Below are 5,665 nucleotides of genomic sequence, written 5' to 3' on the forward strand. Positions count from 1 at the left end.
TTATTAGCTAAACATAATAATTGAAATTCAAAACCGTCTGCTATTTTCTCGGGGCAAGCCCACGAGGTTTGCTAGCAGACTATAACTTCTATCACTTAATTTTAATCAAGTTTTTTCTTAACACTTTTTTCAAACTTTTTTCTGGGCAGCATTATAATTCTGCCACATGTATCACATTTTGCTTTAAAATCCATGCCAACTCTTATTATCTTCCAGATATCCCCACCACAGGGATGTGTTTTTTTAAATTGCACTCTATCTCCAGTTTTATAATCTGCTGACATCTATTACCACTCCTTTAGCTAACTTTAAAACATCCAGAGATAAAATAACAGCCCAAACCCAATCAATACCAGCAGTCCAGTAAGACAGCCCGGTTCTTTATAAAAAGGCCTGTCATTTTTAGATTCATAAACAAAGCTGCCGTATTTTCTTGCTTTTTTTAAATACTTAATTGAATTTGCATAGTCACCATCTTCACGATAAATAACTCCCAAATTATTATAGGCTGGCCCATATTTTGGGTCAATTTCTACTGCTTTTTCATATAATTTCTTTGCTCTTGCGTTATTTCCTGCTTTTCGGGCCAGACTTCCAAGATTGGTAATTGCCGGTGCAAATTCGCTGTCAATCTCAACTGCTTTATAAAGAAATTCTTCTGCTTTTTCTATTCTATCTTCTCTAATAGCTATTACCGCTAATTTATTGTAGGCCGGAGCAAAATCAGGATGTTCTTCAATAATATTTTGAAATTCTTCTTTTGCTTTTTTATTTCTGCGTTCAAATAATTTGAGCGCTTTTTTGTATTTTTCAGCCTTATCAGCTGGTAAATTGTCAATATAATCTGATTCTCTCATATTACCACCTACTCTAATTTAGACTTCAGTATTATATTATATCACAGAGATATGCAAAACTGCAAAAAAAAGCTCCCTTTAAGAATCCTGTATCATTAATCTTAAAGGGAGAACTTTAACCAGATTAAATCTTAATTTATTTGTTTATCTTTAATCAAAATCAATCTGCAGTTTAATCATAATATTACACTCTTGACACGTCGCGGGCACGCCCACGTGGATTCCTTATTCATAAAAAATTGCCTACTTAAAGCATACCAGAGGGTAGATTAAGTTAGCTCTTACGTTCTCTCGAAAGGCGTAAATTCGGGTAAACCCATCAGGCTTTCTAGTGCTTAACTTCTATAATCTGGAAGGTGGTATCCACTCTCTATCTAAAATGTTCAAAGAATTTTACCAGCGAATTTTACCAGCGGAGATTTGGCTCTCTTGCCGCCTTTGTTTCATCTAATTTACGCACAATAGTTGTGTGTGGCGCATTATTTACCAGTTCTGGATCCTCTTTTATTTCCCGGGCAATTGTAAGCATTGTATCGACAAATCTATTTAATGTCCGGATATCTTCTGTCTCTGTAGGTTCTATCATCATTGCCTCTTTTACAACAAGAGGGAAATATATTGTTGGTGCATACTGATCATAATCAAGCAGTCTTTTTGCAATATTGAGAGTTGATACACCTTCTTTTTTTTGCTTGCTTCCAGAAAGAACAAATTCGTGCAGGCTGTCAGCAGCGTATGGAAGTTCAAACTCTTTTATCAGCTTTGCCTTTAGATAATTGGCATTTAAAACAGCATTTTCTGTTGTTTTCTTCAATCCTTTACCTCCAATAGTGATAATATAGCTCCATGCCCTCAGCATAACTCCATAATTACCATAAAATGCATGAACCTTGCCCAGTGAATCAGGTCTATCATTATCCCAGAAATAGCTGTCTTTTCCTTTTTTGAGTACAGGTTTGGGCAGATATGGTGCCAAAAAATCTTTAACACCAACCGGACCAGAGCCCGGTCCACCTCCACCATGAGGAGTGGAAAATGTCTTATGTAGATTAAAGTGAAGAACATCGAAATCCATATCACCAGGTCTTACATAACCCATTACAGCATTCATGTTGGCTCCATCATAATAAAGCAGACCGCCATTATCATGCACTATATCGGCTATTTCTAATATATCTTCCTCAAATATGCCCAGTGTATTTGGATTTGTAAGCATTAATGCTGCAACATTTTCATCCATTGCTTCTTTCAAATCATCTACATCAACCATACCCCGTTCATTTGAAGGTATTTCTACCACATCATACCCGGCCATCATTGCACTGGCAGGATTTGTTCCATGTGCTGAGTCAGGTACAAGAACTTTAGTTCTATTATCATTTTTTTTATCAAAATACTGATGAATTATCATCATACCTGTCAGTTCACCATGAGCTCCAGATGCAGGCTGTAAAGTTATCTCATCCATACCGCTAATTTCTGCAAGGTACTGTTTTAATTCATATAATATTTCTAAAGAACCCTGAACATGTTCATCCTCCTGATATGGATGAATATTCGTCAGTTCAGCAGCTCTAGCTACATTTTCATTTCTTTTAGGATTGTATTTCATTGTACAGGATCCAAGTGGATATATTCCAGAATCAACTCCATAGTTAAGTTCTGACAGGGCAGTATAATGTCTTACAACATCTACTTCACTAACTTCCGGCAGACCAGGACTTTCTTCTCTGATATAATCAGAATAATAACTATCTAAATCTGATTTTTCTACATCCAAAGGTGGTAGTGAATATCCTTTTCTTCCTTGACTGCTGTAGTCTTTAATTAATAATTCTTCCACTTAAACCACCTCCAGTTTTTCTACTAACTGATCCATTTCTTCTTTTGTCCTCTTCTCTGTCACACAGATAAGCAGACCATCGCGCTCAGCTTCCTTTAAATCATATCCCACTATAATATTTTCTTCCAGTAGGCTATTTTTAACTTTTTCTAAATCTCTGTCACTTTTAACCACAAATTCAAAAAAGAAGTTGTCTTTATTAACTACCTGATAACCATCTAATTTATCAATTCTTTCGGCAAGATAATGAGCCTTATGAAATGACTGTTCTGCTACTTCTTTTAGCCCATCCTTACCCATTGCTGCCATATAAATAGTAGCCATCAGTGCATTAAGAGCCTCATTTGTACAGATATTGGAAGTAGCTCTTTCTCTTCTAATATGCTGTTCACGTGTCTGAAGTGTCAAAACAAAACCTTCTTTTCCGTCTACATCAGTTGTTTTTCCAACAATTCTTCCCGGCAGCTGGCGTATATAACTTCTGTCATCTCTTGTTGACATAAAACCCAGATATGGCCCACCATAATTAAGGCCATTACCAAGATTTTGTGCCTCACCGACAACTATATCTGCTCCAAATTCGGCCGGTTCTTTAAGCAGTCCCAGAAGAATCGGATTGGCAATTACTACAAAAACGGCTTTTTTAGCATTATTAACCATTCTACCTATTTCTTCCATTTTTTCTATAGAGCCAAAAAAATTCGGGTATTGAACAACTACTACTGCAGTATCATCATCCAGCTCTTTCTCAATCAGTTCAGGCAAAACAGCTGTATTTTCTGTTTTAATGTCTATAAACTCAAGGTCCTGATGTCTGCCATATGTTCTAATAACTTCCCTGTAGGCAGGATTAACTGTTTCAGGAAGCAGAACTTTTTTCCTGCGGGAAATCCTTGCTCCCATAACAACAGCTTCAGCTGCAGCTGAACCGCCATCAAGCATAGAAGCATTTGTCACATCAAGGCCTGTAAGCTCTGATATCATGCTCTGATATTCATATATAGCTTCCAGAGTTCCCTGACTCAATTCTGCCTGATAGGGGGTATAAGCTGTATAAAATTCCGATCTAGAAATCAGATGATCAATAATACCAGGTACATAATGATCATATGCTCCAGCACCTAAAAAAGAGGTTAATTTATCTAAGCTCTTATTTTTTGCTGCATGTTTTTGAACTTTTCTTACCAGTTCAAGCTCTGAAATTCCATCTGGAATATTTAATGGTCTGTCCAAAGCTACTTCTTCTGGTATCATATTAAAAAGGTCTTCGACAGCTTTAACCCCTATCTCTTTCAGCATGTTTTTTCTTTCTGATTTTGTATTGGAAACATAGTCCATTATTATGCCTCCTCAATAAATTCTGTATACTCCTCTGCGCTGAGAAGTTCTTCAAGTTCTGATTCATCACTCATTTCCATTTTTATTAACCAGCCATCACCATATGGATCTTCATTGATGAGTTCTGGATTATCAAATAATTCTTCATTAACTTCAACTACTTTTCCACTAACAGGGACAAATACATCGGAAACAGCTTTAACAGATTCTAAAACTCCAAAACTGTCGTTCTGATTGAATTCATCACCAGCATCAGGCAGCTCTACAAATACAATATCCCCCAGCTCTTCCTGAGCAAAATCAGAAATTCCTATTACTGCAGTATTACCTTCCTTTTTTACCCACTCATGATCTTCTGAATAAATTAAACCTTCTTTTACAGACATACCTTATTCCTCCTTAAAAGTTTTAATTACTTTAATCCCTTAATCCCCTTTTATACAAAAGCACCTTCAACTATCTCTGCTTTAACAAAACGATTCCGCACTTTAATCTCAATTTCTCTGCCATCTTCAATTATTGTTTTGTCCAGATAGGCAAGTCCAATATTTTCTTCCAAAGTAGGTGAGTAGCTGCCGCTTGTAACAACACCAATCTTTTTCCCTTTATCATATACTTCATAACCATGTCTTGCTATACCCCGACCGGTGATTTTAAATCCAGCCAGCTTATTTGGATAACCATTTTCTTTATATTTTTTTATCTTTTCTCTCCCAATAAAGTCTCCTTTATCCAGCTTAACTGTCCATCCAAGTCCTGCCTCAAGTGGATGATTTTTCTCTGTCATATCATTACCATAAAGATTCATTTTCTTTTCCAGGCGCAGTGTATTACGAGCTCCCAGCCCGGCTGGTTTTAAACCATAATTTTCACCTGCTTCCATCAGACTATCCCACACCTTTTCTGCTTTTAAAGCAGAAAAATAGAGTTCATAACCCAGTTCACCTGTATAACCTGTTCGTGAGATTATAGCATCAACTTCTGCAGCTTCTGAAATTTCGAATTTATAATACTTTAATTCTGCTAAGTTTATGTTAGTTAACTTTTGTAATATGTTTCTGGACTCAGGTCCCTGCAGTGCAATTAATGCATAATCTTCTGACTTATTTTCTGCTGCAGTTTCTTCCAGAAGATGGCTGCTTATCCATTTATAGTCTTTTTCAGTATTTGAGGCATTTACGACAAGCATAAACTTGTTGTCCTCAAGTTTATACACCAGCAAATCATCGATGATGCCTCCCTCTTCATTACACATTGGTGTATATAATATTTCACCTCTGCTTAATTTTGCTGCATCATTTGTTATCAGCCTCTGGATCGAATCTTCTGCTTTCTTTCCTGAAACAATAATCTCTCCCATATGGGAAACATCAAAAATACCACATTTTTCTCTTACAGCCTTATGTTCTTCTATTATACTGCTGTATTCTACTGGCATTTCCCATCCGCCAAAATCAATCATTTTTGCTCCAAGTTTCTTATGAGTTTCATTTAATGGAGTCTTTTTCACTATTACACCTCCTTAACATAGTAATAGAGTAGGACCAGCCTTTCAGCTGGGACCCCTCGTCAAACTGCACGTACGGTTCTCCCGTATACAGCTTTCCGTCAGTCGTTGCCCCGTCTC

At 36.7% G+C, this 5,665-nt stretch carries 6 protein-coding genes; all 6 read right to left on the bottom strand.

The window, feature by feature from the left end; genetic code table 11:
* Positions 1 to 101: 101 nt before the first annotated feature.
* Complete coding sequence (locus DER71_RS11515; RefSeq protein WP_114458988.1) at positions 102 to 284, bottom strand: DUF951 domain-containing protein; 183 nt, start codon at positions 282 to 284, stop codon at positions 102 to 104.
* Positions 285 to 308: 24 nt separating this feature from the next.
* Entirely contained in the window at positions 309 to 857 is a 549-nt protein-coding gene (locus DER71_RS11520; RefSeq protein ID WP_114458989.1) for a tetratricopeptide repeat protein, read from the bottom strand.
* A gap of 406 nt (positions 858 to 1,263) precedes the next feature.
* A complete protein-coding gene (gene gcvPB / locus DER71_RS12135; RefSeq protein ID WP_199505625.1) occupies positions 1,264 to 2,700 on the bottom strand; it encodes an aminomethyl-transferring glycine dehydrogenase subunit GcvPB in 1,437 nt (478 codons plus the stop codon).
* Complete coding sequence (gene gcvPA, locus DER71_RS12140) at positions 2,701 to 4,038, bottom strand: aminomethyl-transferring glycine dehydrogenase subunit GcvPA (RefSeq protein ID WP_233487071.1); 1,338 nt, start codon at positions 4,036 to 4,038, stop codon at positions 2,701 to 2,703.
* 2 nt (positions 4,039 to 4,040) lie between these two features.
* Entirely contained in the window at positions 4,041 to 4,424 is a 384-nt protein-coding gene (gene gcvH, locus DER71_RS11530; RefSeq protein ID WP_114458990.1) for a glycine cleavage system protein GcvH, read from the bottom strand.
* A 50-nt stretch (positions 4,425 to 4,474) separates the two neighbouring features.
* Entirely contained in the window at positions 4,475 to 5,548 is a 1,074-nt protein-coding gene (gcvT, locus tag DER71_RS11535) for a glycine cleavage system aminomethyltransferase GcvT (protein WP_114458991.1), read from the bottom strand.
* Between the last annotated feature and the right edge of the window lie 117 nt (positions 5,549 to 5,665).

Origin of the sequence: Halanaerobium sp. DL-01 (assembly GCF_003338615.1) — a bacterium.
GTDB lineage: Bacteria > Bacillota > Halanaerobiia > Halanaerobiales > Halanaerobiaceae > QPJE01.

What these genes read in the sequence shown, in the direction of transcription:
- DER71_RS11515 (WP_114458988.1), bottom strand. Translation starts at nt 284, where the DNA reads ATGTCAGCAGATTATAAAACTGGAGATAGAGTGCAATTTAAAAAAACA.
- DER71_RS11520 (WP_114458989.1), bottom strand. Translation starts at nt 857, where the DNA reads ATGAGAGAATCAGATTATATTGACAATTTACCAGCTGATAAGGCTGAA.
- gcvPA (WP_233487071.1), bottom strand. Translation starts at nt 4,038, where the DNA reads ATGGACTATGTTTCCAATACAAAATCAGAAAGAAAAAACATGCTGAAA.
- gcvH (WP_114458990.1), bottom strand. Translation starts at nt 4,424, where the DNA reads ATGTCTGTAAAAGAAGGTTTAATTTATTCAGAAGATCATGAGTGGGTA.